Consider the following 18,756-nt stretch of genomic DNA (forward strand, 5'->3'; position numbering starts at 1 on the left):
ATACTCAGATTCACCCACTAATGACGTAAATCCTCGGGACAAAACGCACGCTTGTCTCTATGTTGGTCGTGTACAATCAGCCAAGAAGGAGATGGAAGATACGTCAGATCCATCAGACACTCCTGATAAAAATAAATCAGATACTTCAGCAGTCTCAGATACTGAAGGTACATCAGACACTCGAGTGAGGTCAGATGTCTCAAGCACATCAGGCGATTCAGATACAATTGATGCCAAGGAGGATGAGAAGGGTGAGTCAGCAACGTCAGATACTTCAAGTACCACAGATACCTCAGACACGTCAGTAGCTGAAGAAACAGAGGCTACAGCAGATACCGAACCACGAGCGGTTGGTTCGACGGTTCGGGAAATGGCGTTGGATGCTGAAGAGAAAGGGCTTGCAGTTCGGGATTTACACAACGTGAACGTGTATCTCTACGAGAACATCCATGACGAGATGATTTCGACATTCAAGCGACTCGACTCGGAATACTATCATGCACACGGCGAAGATCTTTCGAAGAACAAAGATTTCTTCAATGCTGTGTTCCGGGCCGGTCTCAATAGTCCACAGCTTAAAGAGGAGCTTAACATCGATTAGATGATTGATCGTCTCTGATTCTTAACAATAGGTCAGTCTCCCTGGTACTTCAAGGCCGATGTGGCTCATCGACACGATAGTGTTCGCTTCTTCGTCTAGGCAAGGACGAGATTACATTGATAGCTCTGATGACGGTACCAGTCAGTCAAGAGTCCTTGGTCCGCTGTGAAGAACCGCCTTGAGTAAACCGTTGGTTACGTAAGAACCGTCCGTTACCGTAGAGGGAAATGGTTAAGACGATCGCGGAGCAATATCCGAGTATGTCAGACGCTAACCGAGACGACGGCGGAAAATACACCGCAACGGTTTCCGACGAGGAGATTCTCGCGGCAATCGACCAGGCGTCTGCCCCTGTCGTCACCGCAGCGGATCTCGAGGAGGCGCTTCCGATTGGGCGCCGAGCAATTCGCGAGCGGTTGCTCGACCTTCGCGAACAGGGGCGTGTCGACCGCAAGAAGGTCGGTGGGCGTGCGGTTGTGTGGTGGCACGTTAGCCGTGAAGACGCGGACAGCTCCGACGAAGAAGGTTTCGAGGATGACCCGTTGTTCGATCTCCCAACCTTTTCAGGTGGCGCGAGCGATGTCTCGTCGAACGTGGACGAATATGTTGCAGAGGCAATCGCTGGCAAAGCCAAGCAGGAGAAATGAGCGGACACACCAAGGACACACCGACACCTACGTCAGCAACGGCCACGACGATGAGAGCGACGCCGCTATTTGTGGATACTGGCGCGTTCTACGCCCGAATGGACGAAGACGACGCCCACCACGCTCGAGCGAAGGCCATATTCGACGCGATTCGAAAGGGTGACCTCCCGTACCGTCCGCTCTACACAACAGACTACGTTCTTACTGAACTCGTCACGCTTGCCCTTGCCCGTGCGAACTACGCGCTCGTCGCGAGCGCGCTCACTCGCGTTCGTTCTTCATCGGCGGTGACAATTCTTCATGGTAGTGAAGCCGTCTTCGAGAGCGTCTGTGACGAATTCTATCGGTATGACGACCACGAGATCTCTCTAGTTGATCACGCAACCGGCGTCTTCGCCAATGAGCGAGGCGTTGAGCACGTGTTCACGTTTGATCCCGATGACTTTCGCACGCTCGGGTTCACGGCCGTCCCTGACGACACAGGCGAGGTGTAAGAAACAGCCTCTTATTGGCGGTCTCAGATTTTATGCTTCCTTGAGGGCGGTGATCTGCTTGTTTCCACTTCCTATTACTGGCCTAAGTGGAAGTAGAAGCCAAAATGGAGAAATTGTCGAATTTGGACGAGAGGACGTCTGAAGCTCACAAAAACGAGTATATAAATCGTATATTGCTATATTAAATATCCTCACTGTCTCCCTGAAGACCAGTGGGGGAAGATGACTGTGACATCAACGAGCAAGCAACTGAGGGCTAAAAGCGTACCGTCAAATTATCCTACAGAAGTAAGCGATCCGACGAAGTCACCTATGGCAGTAATTTATACTTTTTATGTGGGAGGAATCACTCACTAAGGATTCGGACGAGCTTCTAACATCGGTTACAAGGCATCACGAACTACCACTTCGATTTCGTCACTTGGATTCTATTCCACCAACTCCTGAACTGCCGGTAGTTCGCTAATGATAAACTCGACAATCTCCGATCCATCTTTTCAGCGATGAAACCTCCTTAATTGACTTGTAGCCGCTCGTGATTTCCCAGTAGCGACTATACTACGACGAAAATAGAGTAATACTTCTAATTCGGTTGATTATCTCCGAATAGTCCATAGAGATACTCAGTGTATAGGATAGGATATTTCCCAATTATTTCGCAAATTATTCCAGAGAGCAGTAAGCATATTTTCGGTAGCCTGAGTCAGTTATTATTCCGTTCACGAAGATCCTTTCGACGAATCTTTCCAGTTGTCGTTTGAGGAAGTTCGTCAATAAATGATATCTCCCGAGGGTACTCATACTTAGCAAGACGTTCTCGAACGAGATTACGTATCTCCTCTCGCAGTTGTTCATCGCCAGTTGCTCCACTCATTGGTTGGACGAAGGCTTTGATTATCTCTCCTCGTTTATCATTAGGAACTCCGATGACACCTACTTGCTCTACATCTTCGTGTTCGAGTATCGCTGTCTCAACCTCCCCGGGACCTACTCGATATCCGCTTGTTATGATGATATCATCATCACGTGACTTGAACCAGATGTAGTCATTCTCGTCACGATAGCCAAGGTCGCCGGTTAAGTGCCATTCATTTACCTTCGTCTCTTCAGTTTTTTCTGGTTCGCCCCAATATTCTTTAAAAATAGCAGGATCATTAGATCGCTTGACCGCGATTTCTCCAATTTCATTTGGCCCTTTTAATTCGCCAGTATTGCTATCGATTATTTGCACAGTATGACCGGGAACGGATTTACCCATACTACCAGCTTTTGCGGGGAACCAGTCCTGACAGTTACAGACTAGTAAATTCGCTTCTGTTTGTCCATAGAGTTCATTAATTGAAACACCGGATAACTCTTCCTCGGCCCATTTTAATATCTCGGGAGTAAGAGGTTCACCGCCTGAGCAGATAGCTTTCAAGTCAAGGGAATATCGTTCAGTTGGATTTGATACATCCATCATCATACGAATAGCAGTTGGGGGAAGAAATGCATCTGTCACGCCGTACTCTTCAAGAATCTCATACGCAATTTCTGAATCGAACTTCCCCATCGGATACCCAACGACAGGTCGACCATAGTGCCATGCAGGAAATACGAGATCACCTAAGGAACCGATCCAAGCCCAATCAGCTGGAGTCCAGAAAACGGAAGTATCGATTTCTCGTTCAAAATACATCTGAAAGGCAGGGCAGTGGCCGATCCAAACTGAGTGCGAGTGAAGTACTCCTTTAGGTGGGCCAGTGCTTCCACTTGTATACATTAGAATCGCAGGGGTATCAGCATTCGTTTCTGTAATATCGTAGTGACGTGATTCGGCAGATATGAACTCCTCAGGGAACTCGCCAGTCTCACTGTCGATGGTAATCACTTCATTTAGATCTGGACAGTCCTCTTTTATCTGATCAATGTTAGTTGCAATTGTTGAGTCCACGATTGCTACTGAAGCCTCACTATCAGTGAGACGATACCGGAGCGCGTCGGTGCCGAACAGAATCGATAGCGGAACCGAGATTGCACCAATTTTCCAACAGGCAAGGTGGGCGAACAAGTTCGCAGGGGTTTGCGAAGCGATTACAGCAACCCGATCACCGCGTTCGATACCCAAACTTTTGAGCCCATTCGCCACTGCATTCGAATAAACATCAACATCGTGAAAAGTGTATGTCTTCCGCTGACCATTAGAGTAAGCCTGGAATAAGGCGACAGTTCCTTTTGGATCATCATGTTTCCTCACCAGATCTCGTGCTATGTTATAATCTATTGGGAGATCCCACTCAAAAACTTCATTCGCTTCTTCATACGACTCATAGTCAAGGCTGATTGACCAACTCATGAATTCCTAAAACAACATGCATCTAGTGATACTTAAATTTTGAGCCTATTTATGAACCAAAATATGTAAAAAAACTATATGTATTTACATGAAATATCCTAATCAAAAAAGGGAATATAATGGTCGGTAGTTGAAACCCTACATAGTTAAGATACCATCCCAAAGAAAAAGAAATTTAATACGTTGAATACTTCTCTATTTGTCTGATTACTACAAAAACAAGGTTGGGAGGAAGACGAGAATCAGACGCTAAGATATTTCTTCCGCATTGTATCATCCTCACGGAGTTCACTGGGCGTGGTACTTGTGACTATTTTGCCCTGATCCATAAGGTAGTGTCTATCACTTACCTCCATCGCCATTACTGCATTTTGCTCAACAAGGAGAACAGTAACATCTTCCGCATCGTTAATTTCACTGATTACTGCCTCAACGTCACGAACGATGAACGGGGCGAGTCCCTCACTTGGTTCATCAAGCAGCATAAGTTTTGGATTTGCTGCCAAGCCACGAGCAATGGCGAGCATTTGCTGTTCACCACCACTCATATTACGTGCACGCCGTTCGCGCATTTCTTGAAGGACACCGAAGTAAGATAGTACCTCCTCTAACCCCTTTGGGTTAGGGGAATGGTTGATAGCTACTTGAATGTTCTCTTCAACCGTAAGATTCGGCCATAAACGACGTTCCTCTGGAACAAAGCTGATGCCATGAGTGACGCGATTATAAGGTTCGAGGGGCAAGATAGACTCACCGTCGAACCTAATGTCACCCTCCCAAACAGTTGGAGGTGCTGCCCCCATTACACTCCGGAGAGTAGTGGTTTTTCCTGCACCGTTACGCCCGAGTAGCGATACTACTTCTCCTTTTTCAACACTGAAATTTACATCGAATAGAGCCTGACCAGTATTATAACCTGCATCAATGCTATTGACTTCGAGTAGACTCATCGTATCTCCTCCTCACGCAATCCACCAAGATAAGCTTCCTGCACGTCCTGATTCTCGCGTATCTCTTGAGGAGTACCCGTTGCTAAAAGCGACCCTCGGTGGAGCACGCTAATGCGGTCACTAATTGAGAGCACAACGCTCATGTCGTGCTCAATGAGTAGAACTGTGAGATCGAGCTGTTTGTGGATTCGCTCGATAAGTGCAGCTGTTTGGTCAGTCTCAGCAGAACCCATTCCACTGGTCGGTTCATCAAGTAGTAATGTTTCTGGGTTGGTTGCGAGAGCAACGGCGATACCTAGTTTACGTTGATCACCGTGAGAGAGATTCTTTGCGTGGGTCGTCCGAACGTCCTCGAGACCAACTAATTCGATTATCTCCTCAGCGCGTTCAAGCTGAAATGACTCTGCTCGCGAAAATAAGCTGAAGGCGAACGAGCCGAGTTCGGCAGCCTGCGCAGCGAGCCGAACATTTTCTAGTACAGTCACGTCGAAGAACAATTGGTTTGACTGGTATGACCGTGCAAGACCTCGCTGAGCACGGTCTTCTGGGGGAAGATGGATAATGTCCGCTCCTTCATAGCGGACATTGCCCTCGCTCGGCGAGAGCGTACCTGCGATCATATTGAACAACGTGGTTTTACCTGCACCATTTGGGCCAATGATAGCCCGAAGTTCACCTTCGCGAATTCCAAGATCGATTTTTTCGTTGGCAACAAGTTCGCCAAATCGACGAGTGAGGCCAATCGTCTCGAGTTTCACAGCGTTCGTAGTTTCATCACCGGTATTAGACTTGGCGTCTGTCATTGGTTACCTCCCAAATCGTTGATCTTTTTGCTAATCCATCTAATAATATTCTTGAAGATACCCCATGCGCCATCTTCAGGACGCGTAAGGATGATGAGAACAAAAATAAAACCAAAGAGGAATCGCCAGTACTCCATGAGATGCTTTACATCGAAAGTGACGATCGCAAACTCTGACAGTGGGAGAGCGAGAGTTTGGAATGAAGTGAGGTAGTCAGCGCCGAACTCCCAAAAGAATGCACCAGCCATTGGGCCAACGAAGCTTGACATTCCGCCAAGGACGGTCATCATCACGACCTCGCCGCTTGTGGACCAGTGAAGGCTATTAGTCGTGACTCCCTGCTTAACGAGTTCTAGCATAATCCCCGCGATTGCCGTGAACAACGCACTCAAAGTGAATGCCCATACTTTATAACGCGTGGTGTTAATACCGATGCTTCGTGCCAACTCCTCGTTTTCACGGATAGCAATAAGAGTCCGGCCGAATGGCGATCGGACAATCCGGAACAATAGATAAACACAGACAACAAACACCGTCGCAGTCATCCAGTAAAGTGGAATCTGCAACCCACCCATTACGATGAATTTTTCCCCGAGTTCGCTTTCGATCCACGGAGGCAGAACATCTATCGCAATTCCGTCCGATCCCCCAGTTAACCCACCGATATCCGCGTTGGCAACGTACCAGCCTACTTCACCGAATGCAATAGTAAGCATCGCAAAGTAGATGTCACCTTTCTGGACGATAAGACGGGCGATAACATATCCAACAACACCCGCTGTAACGAGAGCGACGAGCACTGCTGGGAAAAATAACCCTGTACTGAACCGTGAGAGTATGATGGCGATACTATACATACCGATACCAAGGAACAACGCATGGCCGAACGAGAGGAGACCGGTGTAGCCCAGTAGAAGGTTAAATGCCGTTGCGAAGAGCATCCAGACAAGGATTGTGTTTGCGATCGCCTTGTAACCGAGTAGGAGATTCGAAGAGATCAACGGGCGCATCACTACTACGAAGGTGATGAGAGAAAGTAGAGCAACTGCGTCTCCGGTTCGTCCAGCCATTATGAGCTGGTGAAGACGATAGTATCGGTTACGAAGACGTCTGATAATACCGGTAGCATCACTCATTCGAGGAATCCCTCCTCACCAAATAGACCGCGTGGTCGATCAAGCAGCACAATTATCATCAATAGAAACGGCAGTACACGAGCGATACCTTGAATGTTGAAGGCTTGAATGCCAGTATAGTACGCGGCAGTCTCAAGCATCCCGGGAACAAGAAAACGGGCCCACCCAATTAGTAAACCGCCGACAATAGCGCCAAAGAAACTTCCCATTCCCCCAATCACGATGACAACGAAAACGATAATGATGAAGGTTCCTCCCATGCCCGGGTCTAGACCGACCTCAGCACTTCGAAGAACGCCAGCGAGACCCGCGAGCATGGCTCCGATAACGAACATCGCGGTAAATCGAATTGGGAGATTGACACCAGCGAGTTCAGTCATCTCGGCGTCTTGAACTCCTGCACGGATAGTAAGTCCGAAATCCGTACGGACAATGAGTAGATAGACAACTGCTAATGAAATCATCCCTATAGCGACTGTAAATATGCGTGAAGATGGAACCGACGTCACGCCCAGATTCACTGGCTGGGTGAGAATAGATGGCGTTGAATAGCTCTTTGGCTGAGCACCCCAAACGAATCGAATTGCTTCCTCGAACATCATGGTAAGACCGAATGTCAGCAACAGTGCTGCCTCAGGATCGGATCCGTGGAGTGGACGAAGTGTTATTACTTCCATTAGCGCACCAATCAAACCAATTGCCAGTGGTGCAATGATAAGTGCTGCCCAAAATGAAAGTCCGAACCAGGAAACGACGCTAAAGGCCAAATATGCACCTAACATGAAGAGTGCACCGTGGGCGAAGTTGATGATACCCATCAATCCAAGAATAAGAGCTAAGCCAAGGGCAATCATCACGAGTATCATCCCATACACGAACCCACTAACGAACTGTGCTGCAAATAGAGACGGGTTACGTATGATAGAAGACACTAGCCAGATCGACAGGAAAATATATACTAATTTCCATCTAGTGCGGACTTTTTCCACTCTTTGTGTCATTCGCTGCCATGAGAGGGTTGATGTTGACATATATAATGGGGTTTAATATTTGGGACAGTGTGGTCAGAATCCGCAACCAGTCTGCTCACAGGATCGAGCAACATCGTCGCCTTTGGACTTACTGAACGGTTCAAACCAAACTCGATATGGTTTGTCTTTCATCTTCTCTTTCGGGAGCGCCTTAACCGCATAAGTTGGTTTAATATTTTGATGGTCACATATTCGCCAGTATTGGTTACCATCGAGCAGACCTTGTTTCGTATATTTGTGATCCTCTAGTTCTTTGCGAACGGCTTCTGCATCAGTTTTGCCGGCCCGGTTGGCAGCTCGAACCATCTGATCCAATGAGGTATATCCGAGGTAGTGCCGCGAGTATGGAGTTGAGTTATACTCTTTCTTGATACGCTCCATGAATTTTTTGCTCTTTTTGCCCTGTTTGACACTTGGGCTCCAAACTGTTGCCCACACACCGGCATGTTGAGCAACATCTTTTCCAACACCCCAGAATACCTCGTCTTCAAGCAGTGGACCACCCATCTTCATATTATTATGCATCCCTTTGTTTACAAATTGTTTCATAATTGTACGTTGATCCGTCCCTGCAAAGATAATGGCTGCAGCTTTGGCGTTAGAACTTGCCACTTCGTTAAGTTGCTGGGTATAGTCCCCTGCTCCTAGTGGAGAGGCGACGGAACCGACGACCTTTGCACCACTATCTTTCAGTACTTTTTTCATCGCGTCCCGACCGGTTTTTCCCCAAGTGTAATCAGCATACATCAGGTACCACGAGTCAGCATAGTCAGCGAACGCTGACCCAGCGGTCTGGGCAAGCATTGTATTTGAGCTAGGGGTCCGGAACATGTATTTTCCGCAGGAAGACCCAGTCGTTGCGTCTGAGTGGCTCCCTGATGCGATAAAAGCAAGTCCGTTCTGTGAAGCCCATTGACCCATCTTAACCGCGACCGATGAAGAGACACCACCCTGAGCAAGTTGAATATCCTCTTTGCTGACTAGGCGTTGGAGGCGCTGGACACCTGTATTTGGATCTGTCTCTGTATCTGCGACTTTGATATTGACAGTGATGCCTAGTTCCTTTTCAAGATCCTTTGCTGCCAATTTCGCACCTTGTATTTCAGCTTTGCCAAGAAAAGAGTACGGACCGCTCTGCGGGTCAAGAACACCAACAGTAACTTCTTTCAATTTCCCACTCTTCCCAGAATTGCTGTTACCACCGCCTCCACTAGTGCATCCAGCAAGTCCGGAGATAGCTAGGGCGCTTCCTGCACTGGTCGCCTTCAGAAACTTTCGTCTATTGACGGCCGTTTCATGGCTGTTACTATCTAACATACAAACACACTTGTGTGCTTGAATATTATTAATGTTGTGCTCTTTCAAGTTAGATATCATTCATTTATTATGACTACTCGTATAATACTATAACTTAGATAATGATTTTTAGATAAAACTATTTGTCGTCGTTTGCTTCAGTAGCTGTCTCCAGATAATTACCACCCCAAGACTATTACTTTAGATCATCATCAGTGATAAATTTGCATATTCAGAAATGAATCCCGGTTCGTTCGTCTCTGCTTACTCTCCCTTTAAAGATAGGCGCGGTATCTGTTTCGGTTGTTATCCGTCAGAGTTCACTATTGGGGACTACGACCACTTTGCCAAACCCATCACGGTTCTCAAGCAAGTCGTGGGCTTGAGCCGTTTCGCTCATTGGAAGGACTTCTCGGATGTGAGGCTCGAAGACACCATCCCAGACAAGAGAGAGTACTTCTTCGGCCTGACTAGGCGTTGCCATCGTTGAACCGATCACTGAAAGTTGATTCCAAAATATGCGATTGAGCCCTGCATTTGGATTCGGACCGGTCGTAGCTCCGCAGGTAACCATTCGACCGCCCTTTGCTAGGGATTTCAACGAGTTCTCGTACGTTTCTGCACCAATGTGGTCGACAACCATATCTACCCCGTCTTGGTCAGTCAACTCTCTGATGACGTGTGCAAAGTTATCATCTTCATAGTTGATGGTATGATCAGCACCAAGTTCACGGGCATATTCAAGCTTCTTATCAGTACTAGCGGTTGCAAACACCTCAGCGCCAGCATAACTGGCAATTTGGACGGCCGCATGACCGACACCACCACTGGCACCCAACACTAACACCTTTTCACCAGCTTGAAGTTCTCCTCTATATATAAGCATCCGCCACGCAGTTTGGAAAACCAGTGGTGCAGCCGCTGCGATTTCCCACTTGACGCTCTTAGGTACTGAGACGAGATTCTCTTCGGGGAGTGCTGCATACTCGGCATGAACTCCGCGAACATGCTCACCAATGATGTGAAACTCGGGAGAAAATGTTGAGTCACCCTTTCGATGATGATCTTTACTGTGTCCACTACGGCCTGCCAAGAGCGCAACATGATCTCCTTTCTCAAAATTAGAGACATCTGCTCCAGTTTCGACGATGACGCCTGCTGCATCGCTACCAGGGATATGTGGCATCTCTAATTCGATGCCTGGCAACCCCTTCCGGGTCCAGATGTCGAGATGGTTGAGCGCACCAGCTTTGATATCGACGAGCACTTCACGTCGCCCAGGTTCAGGAGTTGGGAATTCGCCGTATTCGATGACATCCTTGTCACCGTGCTTACTGAATTGAACTGCTTGCATCACATAATACTCCCGGTGGAGGGGATAAAAATTCACCGGCATTTTATATTTTCCAGCTTTTTCGGGGTGAATATATTCCCTTATGTTTTAGATGCGGGATATAGTCGAGATCTGACGTCCTTAGACATGAATATCTAACTATAGCAACCCGGATATTTTTCTGATTCAATGACCAGATTAACGTTTCACATCTCCCAGTCCATCTATTTTCTGATTCACGCTTGGCGTCGCAATTTTCTCACCAAATTAAGTTGTAATATACGCGCAACAATTATTGTGACTCAGTTAGAATTTGTAATGAGACATGGTGCCTTATAACAATGCGATAGAAACCACTGGCTGGATCCGTCCAAGTATGTCCGAACCCGGAACTGTCCTTCTCCTCGCGCCCGACGATGCACCAACCGCTGGTCAGATGTGCCAGAATTTACTTACAACAGCCCATGAATGCCGAGAAAGCATTCTTGCTATCGATTGGGAAACGAATGATAGTACATGGCTTGATCAACTTTCGTACGATCCCATCAATTTGCGTCGCGAGCGAATACAAGAAGTTAGTGAACTCAAAGAATATATACAAACCTTCCTCAACAAACTCGGAGAGGATGTAACTGGAGTTGTATATTTTGATTCAGTCGCTGATTTAGTATCGAAAGTGGGTGAGAAAACAGCCGCCAATGCACTTAGTGATTCTTCACGAATGCTTGCTTCAGCCGGCGTAACTGGGTTTTTCCGGGTTGATCCGGGATTAATTGATATGGCGTCACTCGAAAGTTGCACTGGGTACACCGCAACATACGGCGCTGATGAAAAAAGGTGGCAACTCTCAAAATCATAAATTGAAGATTGCTACCGGGGGCAAAGATGATGGGCGAGTACTCTTCATATCCGAACACTCTGTTCAAGTAGCGAGAGATTCTCGCCAGATACAGCGGGCAAGGACGCCACTTCAATCTAATATTGCGCTCAAATTCTGACGCTCCGAAGGTCTCGAATTCCCAATATTCAATTCTCACCGCCGTAAAACAGGTAGTAAACAAACGTCCCACTATTATTTTATCGATGTAGCATGTAGGGGTGATTGTGTCCGAAGATTACCTATACCCGGTTGAAAACGGGAAAAATGAAGATATTTACTATTTGGATCTTGGGATGTACGATGCTCCTAAGTTCGGTGCAGCATTCATCGTAGACGCTGACCAGCCTGCGATCATTGAAACAGGTGTTGGACGTAGATACGAGCGTATTCTCGCAGCGCTCGATTTTATTGGTATCAAACGTAGCGATGTTTCCGTTATTTCACCAACACATGTTCATTTAGATCATGCGGGAGGTGCTGGTTATCTAGCGGAAGAGTGTCCTAATGCAACTATTCTTACACATGAAGCTGGCGTCAAACACCTTGTTAACCCATCACGGCTTGTCGAGGGAACCAAACGCGCAGTCGGGGATCAATGGCAGTTCTATGCTGAACCAAAACCAATTCCTAAACACCGAATTAAGGGGCTCTCGGACGGCGATACCATCGACTTAGGAAATCACCAACTTTCAGTGTACCACGCGCCTGGCCATGCCCACCATCAGGCGATTTATCACGATGAGACTGCCGATGCTCTATTCGTAGCAGACGCTGCAGGCATCTATGTACCACAAAAAGATGTGGTGAAGCCGACTACACCACCACCGGAATTCAACCTCGAACAGGCATTAGACGATATCGAGAGAATCCGACGTATCGATCCGGAGATGCTCTTCTACACGCACTTTGGATCACGAGCAGACGTAAGCAATGCTCTCGACGAGTACGAGCGTGTGCTGTCGGACTGGGTCGATACCGTAGCAGCAATCCGGGAAGAGCAAGCTTCTGACGACGGAGTTGTCGATTACTTTGCTGAAAGGGCAGAACTAATCGATGTGTGGGGAGAACAGAAGGCTCGTCCAGAAACCCGGATGAACACTCAAGGTGTCCTCCAATATCTAGATTAATATAGCATGTAACTTATTTCTCCGCATCGATCGGATTGCCGTCGGAATCAACCGTGTAGGTGTCTCCGTTGAGAATTGCGGGCGAGTGGACAAACATAGCCCGGAAAACCTCATCGGCGTCTTCTGGGTTGCGCGGATAATGAGGTACGCCCGGAGGGATGAATACCAAGTGCTGGCCAGCGTGGCAAGGAACTGACTCCCCCTCAATGATTATTTCACCTTCTCCCTGAAATCCATAAAAAGTTTCACCGCTATACCGATGGACATGGCGAGTAACCGATTCACCAGGATCGACGTGGATGATACCTTGATCAAACATCGGAGAGTCGCCCTGATCAGTGTTCATCATAAATTGGATTCCAATCCCAAGCCGATCACGGACTGGCGTCTCATCGACATCGTACAAACAGTATGAGTCGGAATGATCCATTGGTTTGTATAACCCTATATGAGCAAATGCAAGCCTTCGATATAACTGTCGGGGTGAATTTCGAAAGCGGAGATGGACTCAACGAGGAATGTTGCAGAGTAATCAATAGAATAGTATTAATATGGCGAGTGAAAAATATAGCACTGCTTGATTAAATCGAAATTTCAAATAGCTCTTGTGGGACTGTCGAGAGTCGTTTCACACCATCAGTAGTCACGAGGTAGTCATCCTCAATCATCACGGCGCCTCGTTCGGGATGGATCAATTTCGGCTCGATTGTCAGAACCATTCCTTCACGTATTTTCTCGGTGTTACCACGCATAAGAGTCGGTTCCTCGTCGGCTTCAAGTCCGATGCTATGGCCGATGTATGGTGCCTGCATTTCTGCGTACCCACAAAGCCAGTCAGCAACACCCAATTCCTCTGCACGTCGATACGCAGCAAGGTATGGTTCCTCAGCGGGGACGCCAGGTTCGATGGCGTCCCGAGCAGCTTCGTGAAGAGCAAGTGTCCACTCGAACCACTCGTGCTGTGTGGGTGTTGCCTCCCCGATTACGTAGGTTCGGGCGACGTCACCGTGGTAGCCAGCCCGGTTTAACGCGATATCGGCGACGAGGAAATCACCGCTCTCGAGGGAGCGTTTCGAGGGCCCCCAAGGCATGCTCCGCGCGACCCCTGTGCCAGTCACAGTCATGGCGTGGCCAGAAACCAGCGAAAGGGTTTCTCCGCTTGCGATAAGTCCAGCTGCGGGAAGCCGAGCATCCCAACGGCGGAAGAATATATTATCATCCATCCCTGCAGCTACCAACGCACCAACCACCTCGCCACCGACTTGTTTTTCCGTTACACCCGGGGCAGCTCGTCGTTGGATAGCCCCGTGTGCCACCTCGTAGAGTTCCGCTGCATCAGTCAGTAGTTCGATTTCCTCTTCTTCCTTGATCGCCCGTTGTGTCAGCACGACATCGGAAATATTGATTGGATCAGCGTCAAGCGCGTCTGCCAACTTTGAGGCGAGCGAAGCGGGAGTGGTCTCAAGGGGCAATCCGATTGTGTCCACGTGGCTTGCGTATTCCACGATCGCTGAGAGCCCACCTTGTTTGAGATACTTCTCGGGTAATCCTGCCTCTTGTTTTGTGAATGCCATTGCCCGTCGGACAAACAGCCGAGCATGTTTACCATCCCCGGCTGGTACATAGAGGTTTGCCGGCTGACTGCTTCCAGTGTAGTAGGTAAGATCGACGGGATTCGGAAGCAACGCCGCATCAGCTTCGGTCGCCTCAATCTTATGAGCGAGGTCATTGATCCGTGTTTGGTAGTCGAAGGTAGGATAGGGATGCCGAAATCGTGATACATCTTGTTCGTGGGCTACTGTCCGTTCATACGGTGTCAGTGGATTATCCGTCATTATTACTAACTCCTTCATACACAACGAACTGATCCGCAAAAGAAGTTCGTGATTGTTCTGTGACTCCAGCAGTAGCAAACAGGTCGCGCTGTTCGGCTATTGTCGGAACTTCGTTACCCCAAACGAGTTCTGACCACTGCGTCTCAACGCCGGTGGCAAACGGTTGGTTGTAGAACGATCCGGGATGTTCGGGGTAAACCTCGTCGAAAACGACTATAACGCCGTCGTCTGTGAGGTTATCGCCGAGTCCATTGAACAATGCATCTCGATTTTCCGCGGCAATCTCATGGAGACTCATGAAGAAAATAGCTCCATCGAAGCGGTCTGTTGACTCGGTTGCAGCTGTTGTACCATCTTCGATTCGGAAGGTTGTCCGGTCGGCAACACCTGCTTCCTCGGCTCGTTCGCGTGCTCGCTCGATCGCATCTGAATCGAGGTCAACACCTACCACAGAAAGATTCGAATACCGCTCACAAAGACGACACGCAAGGTATCCCGTCCCACAGCCGATATCGAGGATTCGACCACCGCCAGACAGTTGTGTTTCGAATGCAGGAAGCGATTCTAAAACTAGTTTCTCGACGAAGATTGTCTGGAGTCCACGAGTCATTCCCTCAATGAGATCCGTGAACGTCGCATCGCGGTCAGCAAACGGTAGCGTTTCACCGGTTTGGAAGTAGACTGGATAGTTGGTGTAATCTTCACTCACCTGTGTAGCCATGAATCGAAAGAGATGGCCCATATATTGAGCTGCATCGGGAACAGCCAATGGCTTAACAAACGGTTCACGGAGATGGAATGTATAGGGGACTTCAGATATGGAATCTTCGGTGTTCGCGCTGTTCTCTTCATCGTCAGCATGCGGTTTTGCGCTGAGCAACCCCCACCGCAGGCCAATTTCACAGAATCGACGGACGTACGGTTCATGATAGCCGAGCTGTGAGGCGAGGTCGCTTGGTGTTTGAGAATCGACGAGCGCCTCAAACAATCCACTTTCGACGCCAGTATATACATAATATGTTGCACGGAACCCGCTAACCATGCTGTGTAGGCGAGTTACTGGGTCGTCGATAGATGTCCAATCAATCATCTCGTAGGTAATCCTCGACGGCGCGGCGGAATGGAGTAACGAGCTCCTCCGACGCAGTATACGGATCGTTATCTGCTGTGAGTAAGTCATGATGGGCCTCCACGACTGCATCACCCAGTTCGTCAAGTTCATTGCTCAGATGCGTTCGAACTTCTTGTTCGAACCGCCGACCGCGGGTTTCAGCAAGCTCACCGCTTTTTTCAATATGTTCATAGTGTGCATCGAACGCGTTGATGAGATCGTCAACTCCCTCATCCTTGGTTGCGACGGTCAGTTCGACGCGTGGAACCCAGTTAGCGGGCTCTTCTACCGGGTCACCAGAATTACTCCGCTCAAGATCCTGACCGATGCGGATCATCTGCTGGAGTTCAAGAGCCGTCGATTTCGCTCCATCGAAGTCCGCTTTGTTGACGGCAAAGACATCGGCAATCTCGAGGATACCCGCCTTGTTTGCCTGTACATCGTCGCCAGCCCCTGGAAGCGCAACAACACAAACAGTGTCGGCAGCCCGGACGATCTCAACCTCGTTTTGTCCAGCACCGACTGTCTCAATGAGGATAACGTCCTTGCCGAATGCATCCATTGCATGTACGACATCGAAGGTCGCAGCAGCAAGCCCTCCAACATGCCCCCGTGCACTCATGGATCTAAAAAATACATCGCGATCTTCGCTGCGTGACGTTTGGCGGACGCGGTCGCCAAGAACACTTCCGCCGGAATAGGGCGACGACGGATCAACTGCGATGACCCCAACTGTGAGATCTTGTTCGCGTAATCTATCGACGAGTTTATCGACGAGCGTCGACTTCCCAGCGCCCGGTTGCCCAGTAATCCCAATGGTTCGGGTTCCAGTCGCGTGACTGTGAAGCACCTTCACGGCGTCCCGATATCCTGGGTCGCCATTCTCGATGCTGGAGATGAGTCGCGACAGTGAGAGCTGTTCACCGTTAAGGACGCCTTTGACCAGTGGACGCAGGTCGTCGTCCAAATCCTCAATGTTGGTGTCGGAGACATTCATGGATATCGTCGAAGTATCCAGATGGTCACGTCGATACCTCTCGATCGATGTATTCGACGATCTCATTGATGTCAGTATCTGGGCCGAATACCTTGTCCACACCCTCATTGAGGAGAGCTTGTTTATCATCGTCGGGGATGGTACCACCAACGAGCATTAGAACCTCCGTCATTCCCTCTTCTTCCAAGAGGCGGAGAATCTTTGGGACGAGTGTATCGTGTGCTCCACTCAAGATGCTCAAGCCCAAGACATCGACGTCCTCCTGAATAGCGGTCTGGACAATTGCCTCGGGCGACTGACGAAGACCAGAGTAAATGACCTCAAAACCTGCATCTCGACATGCGCGTGCAACGACTTTAGCGCCTCTGTCGTGACCATCAAGACCTGGCTTCCCAATTAGTACTCGAACTGTGCGTTCCGTTTCATTTGTTTCTGATGTTGCCATTTTAGAACACTCCTGGATCCTCGTAGGTACCGTACTTCTTGCGTAGCACACCCATCATTTCGCCCTCCGTGGCATACGCCTTTGCGGCATCCACGAGATAGGGCATGATGTTTTCACCGGTCTCGACAGCCTCGCTGAGAGCGGCGATTCGTTCCTCAACAAGCGAATCATCACGGTTCTCTTTGACCCGCTTGAGACGCTCTTTCTGGCGCTCTTCTGTCTCTGGATTAGCCTGAAATAGCTCAATTTCTGTATCCTCGCCTCCTTCAGTGTGGCAGTTTACGCCGACCTTTTTCAGATCACCTTCCGCTTTACGCTTTTCCCACTGATAGGAGGAATCTACGATTTCCTGTTCGAAGTACCCGTTCTCTATTCCTCGCAACATACCCTCTTTCATGCTTCCGTCGCCAATCTCCTCAATCTCGGCGAGGTATTCAAGGACTCGCTCTTCAAGCTCAACCGTGGACGCCTCGATATAGTAGCTGCCACCCAGAGGATCGATGGTGTCGGTGACACCAGACTCGTGGGCGATAACTTGTTGCGTTCGAAGCGCGATACGCATCGCATCCTCACTAGGGATCGACAGCGCTTCATCGTATCCGTTTGTATGTAGCGACTGACAGCCACCGAGTACTGCTGCAAGTGCTTGAATAGTTGTACGGACGATATTGACCATCGGCTGTTTTGCAGTCAGGCTTTCGCCAGCAGTCTGGACGTGATACCGCATACGGCGAGCAGCATCGGTATCTGCCCCGTAGCGTTGCTTCATAACGCGTGCCCAAATGCGACGAACCGTCCGAAACTTCGCAATTTCCTCGAAGAAGTCTGTCTGGGAGACAAAGAAGAAAGACATCCGAGGGGCAAAGTCGTCAGGATCAAGGCCTTGCTCTATGCCGGCTTCGACATATCCCATGCCCGCGGCGAGAGTGAACGCTGCCTCCTGTGCAGCAGTCCCTCCGGCTTCCCGGGTATGATAGCCGCTCACGTTTGCCCAGTACCAGTTCGGTACTTCCTCGGTGCAATATTCGATAACGTCTTCGACTAACTTGATGTTCGGTCTTGGTGGTAGTGCATAGGTTTTCTGAGCAATAAATTCTTTAAAGATAGAATTCTGGATTGTCCCCCGAAGCTTGTCACGATCAACACTGCGGTTGTCTGCTAATGCCACGTAGAACGCGAGCAGAATCGGTGCGGGTGAATTGATCGTCATACTTGTCGATACCTCTTCAAGGGGAATGTCCTCGAAGAGATCTTCGAAGTCCGCCAATGTGTCGATAGCAACTCCAATACGACCAACCTCACCCTCTGAATGGTCGTCATCAGAATCATAACCAGTCAACGTTGGATGGTCGAAATCGGTGGATAGACCTGTCTGTCCTTGCTCAAGCAAGTACTCATACCGTTGATTTGTCTCATTTGCAGTTTCGAAACCCGCTATCTGCCGGTGTGTCCAGTGGCGCCCACGGTACATCGTAGGATAGGGACCACGCGTAAATGGTGGCTCTCCAGGGAATCCGAGGTCGTTCTCATAGTCGAGACCCTCGATGTCCTCCGGTGAGTAGAGTCGCTTACGCTCGTATCCCGACAGCGTCTCGAACGTTTCCTTCTGCTCAGGATGATCTTCAAGCCACTCCGCAAGGGTTTCTTCCTCCCAGTTCTCGAGTGCAGCGAGGAGTTCGCGAAATCGCTCCTCGTCGAACATCGATTCTTGTCTGTGTTCGTCTGGATCGTACAT

The 18,756-nt window shown here is 49.0% G+C and carries 18 protein-coding genes; 5 read left to right on the top strand and 13 right to left on the bottom strand.

Translation table 11 applies throughout. The annotated features are described in order from the left end of the window. The first annotated feature begins 91 nt into the window (after nucleotides 1-91). From LIW51_RS19575 to LIW51_RS19585, 3 genes are all read left to right on the top strand, one after another. Nucleotides 92-601 carry a hypothetical protein gene (locus LIW51_RS19575; protein ID WP_227378117.1) on the top strand — a complete coding sequence of 170 codons (510 nt, stop codon included), beginning with the start codon at nucleotides 92-94 and terminating at the stop codon, nucleotides 599-601. 260 nt (nucleotides 602-861) lie between these two features. Next, the gene (locus LIW51_RS19580; RefSeq protein ID WP_227378118.1) at nucleotides 862-1,248 is read left to right on the top strand and encodes a hypothetical protein; all 387 of its coding nucleotides are present in this window, start codon (nucleotides 862-864) and stop codon (nucleotides 1,246-1,248) included. Beyond that, nucleotides 1,245-1,742, top strand: a complete 498-nt coding sequence (locus tag LIW51_RS19585) for a type II toxin-antitoxin system VapC family toxin (RefSeq protein WP_227378119.1) — start codon at nucleotides 1,245-1,247, stop codon at nucleotides 1,740-1,742. The genes LIW51_RS19580 and LIW51_RS19585 overlap by 4 nt, the downstream gene beginning before the upstream one ends. A 703-nt stretch (nucleotides 1,743-2,445) precedes the next feature. Here LIW51_RS19585 and LIW51_RS19590 read toward each other — a convergent pair. The 7 genes from LIW51_RS19590 to LIW51_RS19620 form a co-directional block, all read right to left on the bottom strand. Further along, entirely contained in the window at nucleotides 2,446-4,077 is a 1,632-nt protein-coding gene (locus LIW51_RS19590) for an AMP-binding protein (RefSeq protein WP_227378120.1), read from the bottom strand. A gap of 242 nt (nucleotides 4,078-4,319) precedes the next feature. Beyond that, a complete protein-coding gene (locus LIW51_RS19595) occupies nucleotides 4,320-5,027 on the bottom strand; it encodes an ABC transporter ATP-binding protein (RefSeq protein ID WP_227378121.1) in 708 nt (235 codons plus the stop codon). Continuing rightward, nucleotides 5,024-5,830: an ABC transporter ATP-binding protein gene (locus tag LIW51_RS19600; protein ID WP_227378122.1), complete on the bottom strand. Its 807-nt coding sequence runs from the start codon at nucleotides 5,828-5,830 to the stop codon at nucleotides 5,024-5,026. The genes LIW51_RS19595 and LIW51_RS19600 overlap by 4 nt, the downstream gene beginning before the upstream one ends. Beyond that, nucleotides 5,827-6,966 (bottom strand): branched-chain amino acid ABC transporter permease, encoded by a 1,140-nt coding sequence (locus LIW51_RS19605; RefSeq protein ID WP_227378123.1) that lies wholly within the window; start codon nucleotides 6,964-6,966, stop codon nucleotides 5,827-5,829. The genes LIW51_RS19600 and LIW51_RS19605 overlap by 4 nt, the downstream gene beginning before the upstream one ends. Next, on the bottom strand, nucleotides 6,963-7,955 hold the full coding sequence (locus LIW51_RS19610) for a branched-chain amino acid ABC transporter permease (protein ID WP_438267406.1): 993 nt from the start codon (nucleotides 7,953-7,955) through the stop codon (nucleotides 6,963-6,965). The genes LIW51_RS19605 and LIW51_RS19610 overlap by 4 nt, the downstream gene beginning before the upstream one ends. A gap of 75 nt (nucleotides 7,956-8,030) precedes the next feature. Then, a complete protein-coding gene (locus tag LIW51_RS19615) occupies nucleotides 8,031-9,314 on the bottom strand; it encodes an ABC transporter substrate-binding protein (protein ID WP_227378124.1) in 1,284 nt (427 codons plus the stop codon). Nucleotides 9,315-9,606: 292 nt separating this feature from the next. After that, nucleotides 9,607-10,647, bottom strand: coding sequence for a zinc-binding dehydrogenase (locus tag LIW51_RS19620; RefSeq protein ID WP_227378125.1), 1,041 nt, complete (start codon nucleotides 10,645-10,647; stop codon nucleotides 9,607-9,609). Between the two features lie 304 nt (nucleotides 10,648-10,951). Between LIW51_RS19620 and LIW51_RS19625 the strand changes: the two genes are divergently transcribed. Further along, a complete protein-coding gene (locus LIW51_RS19625) occupies nucleotides 10,952-11,485 on the top strand; it encodes a hypothetical protein (protein ID WP_227378126.1) in 534 nt (177 codons plus the stop codon). A 245-nt stretch (nucleotides 11,486-11,730) separates the two neighbouring features. Further along, complete coding sequence (locus tag LIW51_RS19630; RefSeq protein ID WP_438267398.1) at nucleotides 11,731-12,633, top strand: MBL fold metallo-hydrolase; 903 nt, start codon at nucleotides 11,731-11,733, stop codon at nucleotides 12,631-12,633. A 13-nt stretch (nucleotides 12,634-12,646) separates the two neighbouring features. On the opposite strand, the gene LIW51_RS19635 is transcribed toward LIW51_RS19630, so the two are convergent. The 6 genes from LIW51_RS19635 to LIW51_RS19660 all read right to left on the bottom strand — a co-directional run bounded on the left by LIW51_RS19635 (nucleotide 12,647) and on the right by LIW51_RS19660 (nucleotide 18,723). Then, nucleotides 12,647-12,982: a cupin domain-containing protein gene (locus tag LIW51_RS19635; RefSeq protein WP_227378127.1), complete on the bottom strand. Its 336-nt coding sequence runs from the start codon at nucleotides 12,980-12,982 to the stop codon at nucleotides 12,647-12,649. A 232-nt stretch (nucleotides 12,983-13,214) separates the two neighbouring features. Continuing rightward, nucleotides 13,215-14,468 carry a M24 family metallopeptidase gene (locus LIW51_RS19640; protein ID WP_227378128.1) on the bottom strand — a complete coding sequence of 418 codons (1,254 nt, stop codon included), beginning with the start codon at nucleotides 14,466-14,468 and terminating at the stop codon, nucleotides 13,215-13,217. Continuing rightward, the gene (locus LIW51_RS19645; protein ID WP_227378129.1) at nucleotides 14,458-15,558 is read right to left on the bottom strand and encodes a methyltransferase domain-containing protein; all 1,101 of its coding nucleotides are present in this window, start codon (nucleotides 15,556-15,558) and stop codon (nucleotides 14,458-14,460) included. The genes LIW51_RS19640 and LIW51_RS19645 overlap by 11 nt, the downstream gene beginning before the upstream one ends. Further along, nucleotides 15,551-16,576 carry a methylmalonyl Co-A mutase-associated GTPase MeaB gene (gene meaB, locus LIW51_RS19650; RefSeq protein WP_227378130.1) on the bottom strand — a complete coding sequence of 342 codons (1,026 nt, stop codon included), beginning with the start codon at nucleotides 16,574-16,576 and terminating at the stop codon, nucleotides 15,551-15,553. Before meaB ends, LIW51_RS19645 begins: the two co-directional genes overlap by 8 nt. 25 nt (nucleotides 16,577-16,601) lie before the next feature. Next, nucleotides 16,602-17,021 (bottom strand): cobalamin B12-binding domain-containing protein, encoded by a 420-nt coding sequence (locus LIW51_RS19655; RefSeq protein WP_227378131.1) that lies wholly within the window; start codon nucleotides 17,019-17,021, stop codon nucleotides 16,602-16,604. A gap of 1 nt (nucleotide 17,022) precedes the next feature. After that, entirely contained in the window at nucleotides 17,023-18,723 is a 1,701-nt protein-coding gene (locus tag LIW51_RS19660) for an acyl-CoA mutase large subunit family protein (RefSeq protein WP_227378132.1), read from the bottom strand. Between the last annotated feature and the right edge of the window lie 33 nt (nucleotides 18,724-18,756).

The organism is Haladaptatus halobius (assembly GCF_020618475.1).
GTDB lineage: Archaea > Halobacteriota > Halobacteria > Halobacteriales > Haladaptataceae > Haladaptatus > Haladaptatus halobius.